Below are 17970 nucleotides of genomic sequence, written 5' to 3' on the forward strand. Positions count from 1 at the left end.
TTATCTCAACATTTTAATAACGGCTTAATTCATTTATCTTTGATGAAAATTGCTCTTATGTTACGATGGCTTGTATTTACCATTTTCTATATTCTCATTACACTATATGGATTTCAAGCGATTAGGACACTTACCAAAAACGTCTGGATCCACTATATCTTTATTGCAATAGGCGTGATCATAGCAGGTAATTTAATCATTCAATTTGCCTTTGGGGCTGGAGGGCGCGTACTTTCGCCTTCAAAAAGTTACGCCTTCGGGTATATCTTAACCTTCCTATTTTTTAATGTCGTTTTGATCCTTTTTCTCTTTGGAGAGGATATTGTGCGTTCTTTTATAGGGATATACTCTAAGTTTTTTACTTCTAAAGAATCGTTTTACATGCCTTCAAGACGCAAGTTTATAAGCGGTGTGGCTGTGGGGATTGCGGCGATTCCTTTTGCTGCTATGCTGTATGGAATGTATAAGGGTAAGTATAATTACAAAGTTATTAGGCATACCTTACATTTTGACGATTTGCCCGAGGCTTTTGATGGGTATAAGATTACACATATCAGCGATATCCATTCTGGAAGTTTTGACAACCGGCCCGAAGTGGAGCGTGCTGTGAATATGGTCAAACAGCAAAACTCTGATGTCATTCTTTTTACTGGAGATTTGGTCAATAATAAAAGTTCAGAATTATTGCCATGGATGGACTTGTTTTCCGAACTAAAGGCTGATGATGGCGTGTTTTCCGTATTGGGAAACCATGACTACGGCGATTATATTGATTGGGATTCCTCCTCTGAGAAGGAGCAAAACCTTGAAGAATTAATACAGCTTCAAAAAGACTTGGGCTACGATATTTTACTCAATGAAAACCGCTTTATTGAAAGGGATGGACATCGTATTGCTCTTTTAGGATGTGAAAACTGGGGGAAAGGTGGCTTTAAAAAAGCAGGTGATTTAAGTAAAGCTGCGGAAGGCGTTCACGCTGACGATTTTAAAATATTGATGACCCATGACCCAAGCCACTGGGATGAGGTGGTCATCAATGATGATTACCATTACCATTTGACTTTAAGTGGACATACCCATGGCATGCAGTTTGGCATCGAAATTCCGGGATGGATCAAATGGAGCCCAATCAAATACCGTTATAAACATTGGGCAGGGGTATATAGAGAAAAAGGACAATACATAAATGTCAACAGAGGTTTTGGCTATTTGGGCTATCCAGGTCGGGTGGGAATTTGGCCAGAGATAACGGTGATTGAACTTAAAAAAGGATCCAAAGACCGATTGGCATAAAGTCCTCATTGAGCATGCACAAGCTATTTACATATGTTTTAGGTTAATAAAAAAAAAATAAGTAGGTTTGTAATAGCACATTTGATCTAAACATTAAAATGTATGTCAAAATTTGGGGAAATCATAGATGTCGATATTCCTGTTTTGTTAGATTTTTTTACAGAATGGAATGAACAATCTATTGCAATGCATCCTGTGTTAAGAGATGTAGCTGCTGCTCTTGGAGACAAGGCAAAAGTGATCAAAATTGATATTGATAAGAATAAGGAACTGGCTGAAGCGCTTCGCGTAAAAGGTCTGCCTACGCTTTTTATCTATAAAAGTGGAGAGATGAAATGGCGTCACAGCGGAGAACAAGATGCGGATACGCTTATTAATATCCTCCAAGAATATATTTGACAAATTCCTGCGCATGCAGGAATCTTTTTTTATACGCAACACCCATAAAAGTTTACTCAACACGTTTTAATTGATAGCCTTTGACTAAAATTCTCCAATTTTTCAGTCAAATGGGGCATCATGATTTTTGACGATTTTCTATTCTTGTCCGATTTGCTAGGCTTAATTACCAAACTTTCCTGATCTACCTTTCCAAATCATTTTTCATTTTATTGCTAAATATGGCTTTTCTCATCAGTCAAAGCAGGAAATTAAAATAAAGCCATAACTTATATAAAAATCCTATAAATTACCGCTCTATGTATAAGTATTACTTTTTCACAAATTTAATGGGCGTGTTATTTTTTAAATTGTAGAAGTAGACTTGAACTATTAAATAAATTACAGACGTTCAAACTTATAACCTGCCTCATTAAAATGGTGTAATACCTTCGGAAGGGCATACATCATGTTTCTTGATGCTTTCAAACTATCATGAAAAACGATAATGCTTCCCGGTCGGGCTTTGGAAATGACATTTTTCGCACATTGTTCTTCTGATATGGAATCTTTCCAGTCAAATGCTAAAATATCCCACATAATAATTTCGTAGCCTAAAGCTAGTAAGCGCCTACCTTGTTTGGGAGTAATCTGTCCGTAGGGAGGGCGGAATAGATTGACGATTGTTGATTTACGATTTACGATTGGTGACCCCTTAGATTGGTTGGCGTTCGGGGTTTGAAATTTGGAATTTGGAATCTGGAGTTTGGAATTTGAAACTTGGTAATCGATGATATCCTGTGTTTTTTTGACTTGATCCACATAAACATCACTAGTGGTCGTCCATCCCTTAGGGTGAGAAAATGTGTGATTGCCCACGGCATGGCCTTCTTTCAGAATATCATTAAATATTTGAGGGTGTTCTTCTATATTATTGCCAATACAAAAAAACGTGGCCTTGGCGTTATATTCCTTTAAAATAGTTAAGGTCCAATGCGTTATTTCTGGCGTTGGACCATCATCAAAAGTTAAGTAGATGATCTTTTGATCTTGAGGCATATTCCAAACGTATTTCGGAAATATGCCTTTGAGCAATTTTGGGGTTCTTACAGGAATGAGGTTCACAAAAAATCAGTCAAATTTTATTAGATCATCGATGGTGTCTGTTATGATATCGCGTTCTTCTCTGGGTACTTCTCGTCGTGGTTCATCGTCGCTCATAAAGTGCTTGAACAATTGCAAGTAATTATTGAATTTCTCAGTTTCTTTCAATGCGAAGTCCTTATCGTTATAAACCACAGTAATGTCCACTAAACTTCTGTAACGTTCTATATCAGTAACGATTTGATCCAAATAACGGGTTTGGTTTTCGAGAGAAAGTCCACTATAATACGTTAGGCTTTCTTGGTATTTCTTGGTGACGTCCATATAAAGTTTTCTGGCTTTTTCTATTTTTCCTACTTCATAATAACCACTGATATAAGGCTCCAATAAGGTGTAATACCCAAAATAATCAACCGGCATTTTTTCCATTGCCAAATCGGCTATTTTCTCAGCTTTTTCAGGTTGATCTTCATTGATTAGCTGCTCCATTAATCGCGCGAGGTTCCCTCTGTAGGTAATCCCGTTTTTACGCGTTTCCACATCGTGATAAATATCAGGACTGCCACTGTTGCCCCAGTTCCAAGACATCACTTTGTCATACATCAACTCTGTGTCCACACGCCCCATGTCAAACGGATTAGCTCTGTCCACTGGCGTTCTAATTGGCACCAGTTTATAGGTCAGACCATCCAATTGTAAGTAATCTTTCATCCAGATATAATCATCGTCACCAAAACTTCCACCGGTAAAATAGATAGGACGTTCCCAATTATTGTTGGCAACAATATCCAACATCAGCAATCTGTTTTTATAAAGTGCACCTCCAGTAATTTGTATGACAATCTCATCCACAATTTTATCAGCGTCTTTCTCCTTGACAATGCCATGCTCTAAAACCGAAGCTTTATCTACAGGAATTCTGATAGATTTGGTAGGATAATAATTGGTGTTCAACATATTTGGGGGATAGCTACTAATGTCCCTTCCCTCTTGTTGTAAGGCGTATTTAAGTTTTGTACGTGGGTTATCGCTACTGACAAAGTCCATAAACTCCTTAATGCTTAAGGTGTCTTTGGTGATTTCCTTTTCGACAATATAATCGCGTGTTCCGTAACGGTATTGCTCATGTGTCAATTGCGACGGAATGGGGTCACTTGTATAGGCTTTCCGTTTCATTTGGTCAATATACCAATCTGTTTGAAAAAGGCTCGTGTTGATCACTCTGACATCTCTTCGGATGCCTTCTATTTCTTGGGCATACCACAATGGGAAGGTGTCATTATCTCCAATGGTGAATAGAATGGCGTTAGGTGCGCAAGATTCCAGGTATTTAACCGCCATAGCATGAGCTGTTTTTTTACCTGATCGGTCATGATCATCCCAATTGTTTGCTGCCAATATTCCTGGAACCAAGACCAAACATGCCAATGTAATAACATGTGGTAGATATTTTGAAGCCCAATATTTTCTTATGGTATCAAAAATGGCATACACTCCAAAGCCTATCCAAATGGCAAAGACATAAAATGATCCAACCACAGAATAGTCACGCTCTCGTGGTTCAAATGGTCTGACGTTGGTGTAAAATTGAATGGCAAGCCCTGTCATCAGGAAAAACACCAATAGGGTCCAAAACAACTTTTTATCCCTTCCAATTAAAAACAAGAAACCAATCAGACCTAAAATAAGAGGTAGGAAATAATAGGTGTTACGGGCTTTATTGTTTTTAACATCACTTGGCAAGTTGTCTTGAGACATATTGAGATGCCACGCGTCAAAAGGTTTGATCCCGCTGATCCAGTTGCCATTCAAATCGTCATATTTTCCTTGAATATCATTCTGACGACCGGTGAAATTCCACATAAAATAGCGCCAGTACATGTATCCAAATTGGTACTCAAACATATACCCAATGTTTTGCACCAGTGATGGTTTTTCAATATCTAAATATTGTCCAAATTGTTTTAGGAATTTGTGATAATCACTATAATCGACCTGTCCTTCTCGGACATTTTTCTTAAAATCGGATACGATGTCCCTAATCTGGGATTCCATCAGATATTCCGCCTTGATGTTGAAATCCAACAATCCTGTAAACATCATATAGTTCTCGGCGTTCTCGCTACTCCACATGCGTGGTAAGATTGAGGCTTGGATGGAATTATAATTTTGTTTGGCATTCTTATAATCGTTGACAATCACATATTTTCCTGCTTCTTTATCCTTTTCATAGTTGGGTTTGTCATCTATATAAGGTTGGTTTTCGTCAAGTCCTGTGTACTGCTCAGTGAATAGAGGTCCGTAAAACAGGTGGGTTTCTGGATACTGCTCTAAGTTATAGTAAGCTAACAATTCACGTGCATCTGAAGGATCATTCTCATTGACAACCACATTGGCATTTGCTCGTATTGGAAGCATTAACCAACACGAAAACCCTATAAAAATAAACATCAAACATAATACTAAGGTGTTGGCGATATGTTTTTGATGATCTCTTGTATATTTCAATCCAAAATAAAACGCAGCAACCACGATAATAAAGGCAATAATGGTTCCTGAGTTAAAGGGCATGCCAAGGCTGTTCACAAAGAAAATTTCTGAAGCACTAAATATTTTCAGTGCATTAGGAAGCAAAAGTTTGAAAATGAACAATAGAATAGCTGCAGAAACCGCGTTGGCCACTATGAAATTTGTAACAGTTATAGTTTTATAGTTCTTAAAATAATAAATCAGTCCTATCGCAGGAATGGTCAAAAGACCCATAAAATGCACACCAAAAGACAGACCAATAACAAAGGCAATTAATATGAGCCAACGGTTGCCACGTGGTTTATCCATATCCTGTTCCCAGCGTAATGCCAACCAAAACATGACGGCCATAATTAAAGTTGCCATGGCATAAACTTCAGTCTCTACAGCATTGAACCAAAACGAATCTGTAAAAGTGAAGGCCAAACTTCCAACTAGTCCACTACCAAGAATGGCTATCTTTTTAGTATCAGTGAACTCTTCATCTGTTTTAACCAGTTTTTTAAGTAATAGGGTAATGGTCCAAAACATGAATAAAATTGTGAAGGCACTTGCGGCGCCACTCATCATATTCAACATAGCTCCAATTTGGGAAGGTTCCAGGGCGAACATCGAAAAGAAGGCACCAAGCATTTGGAACAATGGAGCTCCTGGAGGGTGACCAACCTGGAGTTTTGCAGAAGTCAATATATATTCTCCTGCATCCCAGAAACTAACGGTCGGTTCAATGGTAAGTGCATAAACAGTAAATGCAATGGCAAAGACAAACCAACCTAAAATGGTATTCCATTTTTTGAAGTTGAAATGATTCATAGATTTTTTGTTGAATTAGAGTGGCGAATTTAAGAATAAATATAGAAGAGGGGAAAGTTTTTAAGTAAACGTTAAGGATTTATAGAATGAACGAATTATCATTTTGAAACTCGGTATTGAATTTTGTTTTCAATTGACATTTTAAACGCTGTTTCAGAAGGATGATGACTTTTTCGGTTTCTTTGTTTTATATGACGGTATTAGTTAAGAATGCAAGGGGTTTATTGTGGCGACGGGACAGGTGAGGTGATTATTAAGTTGTTTTCATGGCTCGATTAGGTGTTTTAACATAAAATCTCATTAATTAACTCCAATTTTACATTCTGAGATATGCGATTAAACCGTTGATTGACAAAGGTATGTTGAGTGATGTTTTTTTTTATACGTCTTGAATATTTAAAATAACGCTTTTTCTATGTAAAATATTTGCAAGAATAAAACATTGTAGTAAATTTGCATCCTCAATTGGAGATTGGCCTATGGTGTAACTGGCAACACGTCTGGTTTTGGTCCAGAAGAGTCTAGGTTCGAGCCCTAGTAGGCCAACAAGAATTGAAATCCCGATTTAGCAATAAGTCGGGATTTTTGTATAATGGATATACCTACTAGGGCGAGAAGTTTATGCTGAGCGTAGTCGAAGTAAGCCCTAGTAGGCCAACAAGAATTGAAATCCCGATTTAGCAATAAGTCGGGATTTTTGTATAATGGATATACCTACTAGGGCGAGAAGTTTATGCTGAGCGTAGTCGAAGTAAGCCCTAGTAGGCCAACAGTTTTTAAAAATCCTGATTATTTATTTAATCAGGATTTTTTGTTTTTGGAATTAGGTGATTCCAATTCATTCGGCGTGACAGCATATGGAAATAGGAAATTTTTATATCTTAAACGTAATCACAGGCAGATCCGCATGATTGACCACGTCTTCACCAATGCTGCCACTAAAGAAATGTGAAATACCTTGTCGGCCGTGGGTGCTTATGCCTATTAAGTCGGCGTTAATTTCTTTTGAGAAATTCAAAACACCACTTTCGATGCTTTCATCATTATATATATGGATGGTATAGTCCTTAAAATCATAATCTTTGATGAAGTTGTCAATGCGGTTTTTTGCGTCGGAGGTTGAAAGGAAATCATTGGCGGTATTGACCATTAATAAATGCATTTTTGCTCCAAATGACTGGGCAAATTCTGTAGCCTGTCTATAGGTGTCCTTGTTGTCGTTTTTGAAGTCTGAAGCAAAAACAAAGCGTTCAACCTTAAAATCGTCATGTTTTCCTTTAATCACCAAGACGGGAATATCAGAAGTACGAACCACTTTTTCTGCATTAGATCCTATAAACATTTCCTTCAAGCCGCTGGCGCCGTGAGATCCCATGACAATCAGGTTGACGTTGTGCTCATGACAGGTATCAATAACACTGCTGAAGGAAGGGAAGTTTTTCACAATATCATGAACCTTAATGTCTTTTAGATAACTTTTAGATAGAAGGGCCTCAAATTTTTGTTCTGCAAGTTTCATAAAAAACATGGCCTCGGGTAATGCGCTTGGTGTGTTCATTGCATCAATTTCTTGTAATGGTATTTCCAACATGTGCAACAAGTAGATTTCAGAACCGTGTTTTTTGGCCAATTGCGCTGCGACTTTTAGAGCGTTTTCTGCTTGTTCTGAGAAGTCTGTGGGTACAAGAATTTTTTTCATGGAGAGGAAGTTGATTTGTGAATCATAAATTTAATAATAAAAATCGACTTTATATCCTTTGGATAAGTCAATAAAAAAATCGTATATTTGCACCGCTGAATGATAAAAGAGAACACGAGGGGACATGAAAGTCCCCTCTTTTTATACTAATATAATGCTGAGCGAGAACACTGTTAAGACTTTGATAGAAAACGGATTGGAAGAAAGATCAGATCTTTTTTTAATCGATCTTAAGATTGGTGCAGACAATAAAATAAGTGTGGTTATTGATGGCGACAATGGAGTCACTGTTGAAGATTGCATGTTTATGAGTCGTGCCATAGAGCATCACTTGGACAGGGAAGAAGACGATTTCTCTCTGGATGTTGCCTCTGCGGGAGCGACATCATTATTGGTAAATAAAAGACAGTATAAAAAGAATATTGGCAGAATTTTGGACGTTAAAGCTAAACCTGATGTAATGTTGGAAGGTGTGTTGACAGACGTTAGTGACGATGAGGTGACTTTGGAATGGAAAACAAAGGAGCCTAAGCCAGTAGGGAAGGGTAAAATATTGGTAAACAAGCAGGCTAAAATTAAGTATGATGATATTTTAGAGGCTAAAGTGATAATAAAATTTTAATTCGAGGTAGTTATGGAGAATATTGCGTTAATTGATTCTTTTTCAGAATTTAAGGACGATAAATTAATCGATCGTGTAACGTTGATGGCGATTCTAGAGGATGTGTTGAGGAATGCGCTTAAGAAGAAGTATGGTGATGACGATAACTTTGATATCATTATAAATCCTGACAAAGGCGATTTGGAAATATGGCGAAATAGAGTTGTTGTTTCTGATGGTGAAGTGGAAGAGCCAAATCAAGAAATTGAATTATCTGAAGCACGTAAAATAGAGCCGGATTTTGAAGTTGGTGAAGATGTTGCAGAAGCTGTAAAACTCATTGATTTGGGAAGACGCTCAATTTTGGCGTTACGTCAAAACCTAATTTCTAAAATACATGAGCACGACAATACCAATCTTTATAAGCAATTTAAGGATTTAGTAGGTGAGATTTATACTGCAGAAGTTCATCATATTCGTCACAGAGCAATCATTCTTTTGGATGACGATGGGAACGAAATCATCCTTCCTAAAGAAAAACAAATCCCTTCAGATTTCTTCCGTAAAGGAGAAAATGTAAGAGGGATTATAGAAAGTGTTGAGCTTAAAGGTAACAAGCCAACAATCATTATGTCAAGAACAGCTCCAGTATTTTTGGAAAAGCTATTCGAACAGGAAATTCCAGAGGTTTTTGACGGATTGATCACCATTAAAAAAGTGGTTAGAATGCCAGGTGAAAAAGCAAAAGTAGCGGTTGATTCCTATGATGATAGAATCGATCCTGTAGGTGCTTGTGTGGGTATGAAAGGCTCAAGAATACATGGTATTGTAAGAGAATTGGGTAATGAGAATATTGATGTGATCAATTATACCAGTAATATTCAGTTATTCATCACGAGAGCATTGAGTCCAGCAAGGGTAACCTCTGTAAAGCTTAATGAGGAGACTAAACGTGCTGAGGTATTGCTTAAACCAGAAGAAGTCAGTAAGGCTATTGGTAGAGGTGGACACAACATTCGTTTGGCTGGGCAATTGACTGGCTACGAGATTGATGTGTTTAGAGAAGGTGCAGAAGAAGATGTTGAGTTGTCAGAATTTACTGATGAGATTGAAGGCTGGATCATTGCAGAGTTTAGCAAAGCAGGATTAGATACTGCAAAGAGTATTTTGGAACAAGATGTTCAAGATTTGGTTAAAAGAACCGATTTAGAAGAAGAAACCATTTTAGATGTTATCAGAATTCTTAAGGAAGAATTTGAAGAATAACACATATTAAGTTATATTAGAAGCAATTTATGGCTGATACAATTAGATTAAATAAAGTATTAAGAGAGCTCAATATTTCTATTGACCGTGCAGTCGATTTCTTGGAATCGAAGGGCATTGACGTGGAAAAGAGTCCCAATACGAAAATATCAGATGATGTTCATATGATTCTTTCAAATGAATTTCAAACCGATGCCAATAAGAAAATGGCCTCTTTGGAGGTTAGTGAGGCTAAGTTGAAAGAAAAGGAAGAATTGCGTGAGCAACGTGAGCGTGAGATTGAAGAGAGATTGAAGAAGGAGGAAGCCAACAAAGTTGTAAGAGCGAGAGCGCCTTTTAGAGGGCCAAAGCAGGTTGGTATGATTGATTTGGATCCTAAGAAACCTGAAATCACCGAAAAGATTAAGGCGGAAGAGCCGAAGGAAGAAAAGCCAGCTGAAACAACAAAACAGCCTGAAGTTTCAGAAAAAGTGACCCCTTCAGAAACGGAAGTTCCTAAGGCAGAAGTCAAGGAAGCACCTAAAAAAGTAGAGAAAGCTAAAGTTGAAGCCAAGGCAACTGCGAAAGCTGAAAAGACTGAAAAGACTGAAAAAGTTGAGAAGATTGAAAAAGTCGAAAAAACTGAAAAGGTAGAAAAGACTGAAAAGGTTGTGGAAGCTGAGAAGGCTGAAGCTCCTGAGGCGGAGGATGAGTTAATGGTTACCCAATACCAAAAGTTAACCGGTCCTAAAATTGCTGGAGAAAAGATTGATCTTTCCCAGTTCAATAAGCCTAAAAAGAAAAAAGAAGAAAAGAAACCTGTTGCAGGTGACGCCAACAAGAAAAAAAGACGTCGCATCAGCAAAGGACCTGCAGCTCCTGGAGCTCCTGGAGCTAAACCAGCTTTTGGTGCCGGTAGAGGCACAGGTACACCATATAAAGGAAGACCAGCTGGCCGTACAAGCACTGTAAAAGAAGAGCCAAGTGAAGCAGATGTGCAAAAACAAGTTCGTGAAACTCTAGAAAAACTTCAAGGTAAGACCAATAGAGGAAAAGGAGCTAAGTATAGAAGAGACAAGAGAGACCAGCACCGTCAGCAAACGGAAAAGGATATCGAGCAGCAAGAAGCGGAAAGCAAAGTGTTGAAGGTAACTGAGTTTGTTACTGCAAGTGAAGTAGCAACCATGATGGATGTTCCTGTGACGCAAATTATTTCTGCATGTATGTCTTTAGGAATGATGGTAACCATGAACCAACGTTTGGATGCCGAAACTTTATCGGTTGTTGCAGATGAATTTGGTTTTGAGGTAGAGTTTGTAACATCAGATCTTGAAGATAGTATTCAAGTTGTTGAAGACCTTCCTGAAGATTTAGAACCACGTGCACCGATTGTTACGGTAATGGGTCACGTAGATCACGGTAAAACCTCTTTGTTGGATTACATTCGTCAAGAAAACGTAATCGCAGGAGAGTCAGGTGGTATTACACAGCATATTGGTGCCTATGGCGTACAGTTAGAGAACGGTCAAAAAATGGCGTTCCTTGATACCCCAGGTCACGAGGCCTTTACGGCGATGCGTGCCCGTGGTGCGCAGGTAACGGATTTAGCAATTATTGTAATTGCTGCTGATGATGCCATTATGCCCCAAACAAAAGAGGCAATTGCGCATGCTCAGGCGGCGGGAGTGCCAATTATTTTTGCGATTAATAAAATAGATAAGCCAAGTGCTAATCCAGAAAAAGTAAAAGAAGGTTTAGCGCAAATGAACTTATTGGTAGAAGATTGGGGTGGAAAAATTCAATCTCAAGATATTTCTGCCAAAACAGGTCAAGGCATTAAAGAGTTATTAGAAAAAGTTCTTCTTGAAGCTGAATTATTGGAGCTTAAAGCAAATCCAAATAAGCCTGCTGTTGGAACAGTAGTAGAAGCATTTTTAGATAAAGGTAGAGGGTATGTATCTACTATTTTGGTACAAGCTGGAACCTTAAGACCAGGAGACTATGTTCTTGCCGGTAAAAATAGTGGTAAAGTAAGAGCTATGCATGATGAACGTGGTAAGATCGTTCAAGCTGCTGGTCCTTCAATACCTGTTTCAATTTTAGGATTGGATGGTGCGCCACAAGCTGGAGATAAGTTTGCTGTGTTTGCAGATGAACGTGAAGCGCGACAAATTGCTGCAAAACGTACGCAATTGCAACGTGAGCAATCTGTTAGAACGCAACGTCATATCACTTTAGATGAAATTGGACGCCGTATAGCACTTGGAGATTTCCAAGAGTTGAATATCATCCTTAAAGGTGACGTGGATGGATCAGTGGAAGCGTTGACGGATTCATTCCAGAAACTTTCTACAGAAGAAATTCAGGTGAACATTATCCATAAAGGTGTAGGTGCCATTACAGAAAGTGATGTGCTATTAGCAACTGCTTCTGATGCCATTATTATCGGATTTAACGTGCGACCAATGGGTAATGCCCGTCAAATTGCTGATCAGGAAGAAATCGATATCAGAATGTACTCTATTATCTATGATGCCATCAACGACCTTAAAGATGCAATGGAAGGCATGTTGTCTCCTGAGCTTAAAGAGGAAATCACAGGTACTGCTGAGATTAGAGAAATCTTCAAAGTTTCTAAAATTGGAACTATCGCCGGATGTATGGTAACTTCAGGTAAAATATTCAGAAACTCAAGCATCCGTTTGATCAGAGAAGGTGTTGTGGTTTACACAGGCGAACTCTCATCCTTAAAACGATTTAAAGATGACGTTAGAGAGGTTTCTAAAGGTTACGACTGTGGGATGCAGATTAAGAATTACAATGACATCTATGAAAATGATGTTGTTGAGGCCTTCCACGAAGTTGAAGTGAAGAAGAAATTGAAATAATTTAAATTGATTTATATAAAAAAAGCGACCATTGTAAAATGAGTCGCTTTTTTTATATCGTCAAGTAAAACGGTTAAGATTTACGGGGTGTTTTATCTGTTTTTCTTAGGTTTTAATACCAAAGCGTCCGGATAGCTTTTCTTGACCTTCATCAAGGCACGATCCGCCTCTAAACGCGTTCTAAAGTTGCCTAGCCAAATTTTGTAATTTGGTGATTCATATTCGATGGAATTGGTCCAATCAGGAAATAAAGTTCCCACGTCACTTTTGGCAGATTGAGCGCCGCCACGTGAGCCGTTATACACTTGGATGACAAAAGCATCAATAGTATTGCGTGAATCTTTTTTGAACTCCAGAAGCCTGTCAATATCTTTATTTTGATCAATTGTAACAATGCCTTCTTGCGCATTAACTGCAAGTGTTGCCGTAAAAAAAGCGAGGGCAATAAAGGATAATCTTAAAACGGGTTTTGTCATAGTGTGTGTATTCTTTAAGAGAATGAGCTCATTTATGTATTAAACGAATTAATTTAAGCCATTCGCATCCGGCAAAAATATTAAAATTAATTTGTAATGTCCTAATATGAAAACAATAAACGAAATAACCGCTGTTTTTATTATTTAGAATGTTTATAAATTATCAATTAACACTTCTGTAACATTTCGGAAATCGACTTTAAGTATTACTTTTGCGAGTGATTTTATAACCGTATTTTTTTCTTTTTAATGAAAAAATCGTACCAAAGTTTGGAAGATAATTCAACTAATAATATGAAACAGGTGATACACTGTAAATTGGCCACTAAATTTCTTCGTTTAGGGCTTTTTATTTTACTTGCGTTTTCAGCATCGCTTCAAGCCCAAGAAGGTGATCCTGCCAAAGGGAAAACATTATATAATGCTAATTGTGCGGCTTGTCACAAATTAGATGGTCCAATGACTGGGCCTCCACTCCGTAACATTGAGAAAAAATTAGCAGATGAACAGGGTCTTGACAGAGCATGGTTAACTGCTTGGATCCACAATAGTGCTGGTCTTATTAAATCTGGCGATGCCTACGCCAATAAAATCTATAACGATTATAACCAATTGCCAATGATGCCCTTTCCGCAATTGTCGGATCAGGATATCAGTGATATTTTGGCCTATACCGCTGAAGAGAAAAAGGCACCCACTCCTGTAGCTGCTGGTGCAGATGCAACTGGTGCTCAAAGCGGAGGATCTGGAACATCAAACCAATTAATTCTTGGAGCATTAGCTCTCTTGTTTGGTTTATTGGCTATGGCTTTGGTTCTTGTAAGACGTACTTTAAATCGTTTTGCTGAGGCTAAAGGGGTTGTTATTGAAGATGATAAAAAAGCGTCTATTTGGAAGGCCTTTGTTCAAAATCAATTCTTGGTTTTGGTTACCGTTATTTTATTGTTGTTAACCAGTGCCTACTTTGTTTACGGGTATTTCATGCAAATAGGAGTTGATCAAGGTTATGAGCCGGTGCAGCCAATCCATTATTCACATAGAATTCACGCTGGGGATAACGGTATTGATTGTAAATACTGTCACTCTTCTGCTCGAGTGAGTAAAACTTCTGGCATACCTTCATTGAACGTGTGTATGAACTGTCATAAATCTATTGGTGAAGTTTCAGAAGATACCTTTGCAGAAGGTAAAGCATATGGTGTTGATTATAACGAAGAAATTCAAAAACTTTACACCGCAACAGGTTGGAATCCTGATGAACAAAAATACACAGGAGAGCCACAGCCTGTAAAGTGGATTCGTATTCATAATCTTCCTGATTTTGCATATTTCAATCACGCACAACACGTTACCGTTGGAGGTATTGAATGTCAAACTTGTCATGGTCCGGTAGAATCAATGGAAATCATGTCGCAATTCGCCCCATTGACTATGGGATGGTGTCTTGATTGTCATAGAACAACCGATGTGAAAATTGAGAACAATGAATACTATACCAAAATTCATGAGCAATTATCCAAGAAGTATGGTGTTGAGAGACTTACCGTTGCACAAATGGGAGGTTTAGAATGTGGTAAATGTCATTATTAATAAATTAAAGATACAGTAATTGGTTTTAACCAAAAACCACTAACTATCAACTAATAACTATTAAAGAATATGTCATCAAACAAGAAATACTGGAAAAGTGTTGAAGAGCTAAACGCAGACAGCTCTATTGTTGAGGCGCTTAAACAAAGAGAATTTGTTGAAGAAATTCCTACAGACGAATTTTTAGGCAACAAATCCAATTTGGAAACGTCTTCAACAACACGTCGTGATTTCTTAAAATATGTTGGTTTCAGTACGGCCGCGGCATCTTTAGCAGCTTGTGAAGGACCGGTTATTAAATCGATTCCTTACGTTGTACAGCCAGAAGAAATCATTCCTGGTGTGTCTAATTATTACGCTACAACAATTGCTGATGGTTTTGATTTCGCAAGTGTCTTAGTGAAAACTCGTGAAGGACGTCCCATTAAAATTGAAAACAACGATTTGGCTACATCGCAAGGTGGTGTAAATGCCAGAGTACATGCGTCAATTTTAGGATTATACGATAGTTTAAGAGTTAAAGGACCTCAAAAAGATGGTTCTGATATTTCATGGGAAACATTTGATTCTGAAACGACTCAGAAACTAACTGATGTTATGAGTTCAGGCAAAGACATTGTGTTATTGACGCAAACTTTTGCCAGTCCATCTACCAGTAAGTTGATTTCTGCTTTTAAAGAAAAATATGGCAATGTACGCCACGTGGTATATGATGCTGTTTCTGAATCTTGCGCATTGGACGCTTTTCAAGCTAAATATGGAGAACGTGCATTAGCAAATTATGATTTGTCTAAAGCTTCAACGATTGTTTCTGTTGGTGCTGATTTCCTCGGAGATTGGCAAGGGGGTGGATTTGAATCAGGATATGCAAAAGGCCGAGTTCCTACAGATGGAAAGATGTCAAGGCATATTCAAATTGAAGCGAATATGTCACTTACCGGTGCTAATGCCGATAAACGTATTCCAGCAACACCTTCTCAACAAAAGCAAATCTTAGCTAAATTATACAGTTATGTAACTGGTCAATCTGTTTCAACAGACTTACCGGCACATATAGATGAAGCGATCCAAAAAGTAGCTTCTGAATTAAAAAGAGCAGGAAGTAATGCTGTGTTGCTTACAGGGATCAATGATGTCAATGCTCAAACAGTGGCATTAGAAATCAACGCTGCTTTAGGAAGTAAAGCTTTTGATGCTAGAACTCCGATTAGAAAAAGACAAGGTAGCGATAAAGAAGTGATGACTTTAGTAGCAGATATGAACGCTGGTAAAGTTGGTGCTATCATTATGAATGGCGTCAATCCACTATATACCTTACCAAACGCAAATGAATTTGCCGAAGGATTAAAACAAACAGAATTGTCTATCGCGTTTTCATTAAAAGCCGATGAGACTGCTTCTGAAACTCAATATATTGCTGCTGTGCCTCATTATTTAGAATCTTGGGGTGATGTGGAACTTAAAAAAGGACATTTTGGTTTAATGCAACCAACTATCCGTCCGTTATTTGATACACGTCAGTTTCAACAAGCTTTGTTGAAATGGACAGGAAGTGATTTAACGTATTACGATTACATTAAGGAAAACTGGAGTTCAGGTGTACTTGGAGGTGCTTCATTTAGTCAAGCATTACATGATGGTGTATATGACTCAACTGGTTTGAATGGTATTCTGGCATCAGGACCTTCTTCAAAAACGACTACAGTGACCACTTCAGAATTACAAAACAAAAAAGACAGAACTTTTGTTGGTGGAATTATTCATGATGTTGCCGTAGGTGTTGGTGTTAAAGATAAAGATAAAGACGAATTTGTCACTTCATCTACGACGTCCACTACAGCTTCAGGTTCAACATCAACTTCAGGCGTTGCTGCAATAGCTTCTGTTTCTGGAGGTGATGCTGCAAGAGCTTTAGCTTCTGCAGGATCAGCTAATGGTATGGAATTGCAACTCTATACTAAAACCGGTATGGGAGATGGTAAACAAGTCAACAACCCATGGTTACAAGAATTTCCAGACCCTATTACAAGGACTTCATGGGATAACTACGTAACTGTTTCAAGTACCGATGCTAAAAGATTAGACATCAAAAACTGGCACGTTGCCGATGGTGGTCTTAATGGTAGTTTAGTAGAATTGACAGTGAACGGTCTAGCAATGACCATTCCTGCACTTATCCAACCAGGTCAAGCTGTTGGTTCTTTAGGTTTATCGTTTGGTTACGGACGTACAAAAGGACTTAAGGAAGAAATGCAAACCGGTAAAAATGCTTACCAGTTTTACAAAGATTTCAACAGTACCCAAACTGACGTTTCTATTAAAGTTGTAGGTGGTGACCACGAGTTCTCTTGTGTGCAGCTTCACAATACATTAATGGGACGTGGTGATATCATAAAAGAAACTACGCTTGAAATCTTTAACACTAAAGATAAAGAACATTGGAATCCACTTCCGAAGGTATCATTAAATCATATCGAAACACCTTCAACTGAAGTTGGTTTATGGGATGAATTTGACAGATCTATTGGACATCATTTCAATTTATCCATTGATTTAAATTCATGTACTGGATGTGGCGCTTGCGTTATTGCTTGTCATGCCGAAAATAACGTTCCGGTAGTAGGGAAGTCTGAAATGAGAAAAAGTAGAGATATGCACTGGTTGCGTATTGATAGATACTATTCTTCTGAAGATACCTTTACTGGAGATATCGAGAAAAAAGAGGCGGCAGATGGTCTGTTAGGTGATACAGGTATCAAGAGCACTTTGCATGCCATGGAAATTGCAGCTGATAATCCTCAAGTGGCATTTTTGCCAATGATGTGTCAGCATTGTAACCATGCGCCTTGTGAAACTGTTTGTCCTGTTGCGGCAACATCTCATGGACGTCAAGGTCAAAATCATATGGCTTATAACCGCTGTGTAGGAACGCGTTACTGTGCCAACAACTGTCCTTATAAGGTACGTCGTTTCAACTGGTTCCGTTACAATAAAAATGATGAATTTGATTACAATATGAACGATGATTTAGGTCGTATGGTATTGAATCCTGATGTTGTTGTACGTTCTCGTGGTGTTATGGAAAAATGTTCATTGTGTATTCAAAAAACACAAAAAACAATCCTTGATGCCAAACGTGAGGGACGTGAAATTAAAGACGGTGAATTCCAAACGGCATGTTCTGCAGCTTGTGGCACAGGAGCTATGGTATTTGGAGACATCAACGATAAAGAGAGTAAAGTTGCGAAACTTAAAGAGGATAAACGGATGTATCACGTACTTGAATATATTGGAACACAACCCAACGTTCAGTACCACACCATTGTGAGAAATACAACGGAATCATAATTATTA

Annotated in this window: 11 protein-coding genes and 1 tRNA gene; 8 read left to right on the forward strand and 4 right to left on the reverse strand. The window is 38.1% G+C overall.

The genetic code is table 11. The annotated features are described in order from the left end of the window. Positions 1-57 precede the first annotated feature (57 nt). Complete coding sequence (locus tag ESZ48_RS03510) at positions 58-1293, forward strand: metallophosphoesterase (RefSeq protein ID WP_129015906.1); 1236 nt, start codon at positions 58-60, stop codon at positions 1291-1293. 102 nt (positions 1294-1395) lie between these two features. Continuing rightward, the gene (locus ESZ48_RS03515; protein ID WP_129015907.1) at positions 1396-1692 is read left to right on the forward strand and encodes a thioredoxin family protein; all 297 of its coding nucleotides are present in this window, start codon (positions 1396-1398) and stop codon (positions 1690-1692) included. Positions 1693-2073: 381 nt separating this feature from the next. Here ESZ48_RS03515 and ESZ48_RS03520 read toward each other — a convergent pair whose 3' ends face one another. Both ESZ48_RS03520 and ESZ48_RS03525 read right to left on the reverse strand, forming a co-directional pair. Continuing rightward, the gene (locus ESZ48_RS03520; RefSeq protein ID WP_129015908.1) at positions 2074-2796 is read right to left on the reverse strand and encodes a polysaccharide deacetylase family protein; all 723 of its coding nucleotides are present in this window, start codon (positions 2794-2796) and stop codon (positions 2074-2076) included. A 6-nt stretch (positions 2797-2802) separates the two neighbouring features. Next, positions 2803-6117, reverse strand: a complete 3315-nt coding sequence (locus ESZ48_RS03525) for a glycosyltransferase family 117 protein (RefSeq protein ID WP_129015909.1) — start codon at positions 6115-6117, stop codon at positions 2803-2805. Between the two features lie 473 nt (positions 6118-6590). On the opposite strand from ESZ48_RS03525, the gene ESZ48_RS03530 reads away from it, so the two are divergent. After that, positions 6591-6663, forward strand: a tRNA-Gln gene (locus ESZ48_RS03530). A gap of 328 nt (positions 6664-6991) precedes the next feature. Here the strand turns inward: ESZ48_RS03530 and ESZ48_RS03535 are convergent. After that, entirely contained in the window at positions 6992-7816 is an 825-nt protein-coding gene (locus tag ESZ48_RS03535) for a universal stress protein (RefSeq protein ID WP_129015910.1), read from the reverse strand. Between the two features lie 124 nt (positions 7817-7940). Here ESZ48_RS03535 and rimP point away from each other — a divergent pair, with 124 nt between their 5' ends. The 3 genes from rimP to infB are packed head-to-tail and all read left to right on the forward strand — an operon-like array spanning position 7941 to position 12550. Continuing rightward, positions 7941-8438, forward strand: a complete 498-nt coding sequence (rimP, locus tag ESZ48_RS03540; protein ID WP_223266347.1) for a ribosome assembly cofactor RimP — start codon at positions 7941-7943, stop codon at positions 8436-8438. A 12-nt stretch (positions 8439-8450) separates the two neighbouring features. Beyond that, positions 8451-9683, forward strand: a complete 1233-nt coding sequence (gene nusA, locus ESZ48_RS03545) for a transcription termination factor NusA (RefSeq protein WP_129015911.1) — start codon at positions 8451-8453, stop codon at positions 9681-9683. Between the two features lie 29 nt (positions 9684-9712). Further along, positions 9713-12550 carry a translation initiation factor IF-2 gene (gene infB / locus ESZ48_RS03550; protein WP_129015912.1) on the forward strand — a complete coding sequence of 946 codons (2838 nt, stop codon included), beginning with the start codon at positions 9713-9715 and terminating at the stop codon, positions 12548-12550. 92 nt (positions 12551-12642) lie between these two features. Here the strand turns inward: infB and ESZ48_RS03555 are convergent, their stop codons facing one another. Then, positions 12643-13026 (reverse strand): SPOR domain-containing protein, encoded by a 384-nt coding sequence (locus ESZ48_RS03555; RefSeq protein WP_129015913.1) that lies wholly within the window; start codon positions 13024-13026, stop codon positions 12643-12645. A gap of 294 nt (positions 13027-13320) precedes the next feature. On the opposite strand from ESZ48_RS03555, the gene ESZ48_RS03560 reads away from it, so the two are divergent. Both ESZ48_RS03560 and ESZ48_RS03565 read left to right on the forward strand, forming a co-directional pair. Continuing rightward, positions 13321-14616, forward strand: coding sequence for a c-type cytochrome (locus ESZ48_RS03560; protein WP_129016065.1), 1296 nt, complete (start codon positions 13321-13323; stop codon positions 14614-14616). Positions 14617-14685: 69 nt separating this feature from the next. After that, positions 14686-17964, forward strand: a complete 3279-nt coding sequence (locus tag ESZ48_RS03565; RefSeq protein WP_129015914.1) for a TAT-variant-translocated molybdopterin oxidoreductase — start codon at positions 14686-14688, stop codon at positions 17962-17964. The last annotated feature ends 6 nt before the right edge of the window (positions 17965-17970 follow it).

Source organism: Gelidibacter gilvus (assembly GCF_004115975.1).
In the GTDB taxonomy this organism is placed as follows: Bacteria; Bacteroidota; Bacteroidia; order Flavobacteriales; family Flavobacteriaceae; genus Gelidibacter; species Gelidibacter gilvus.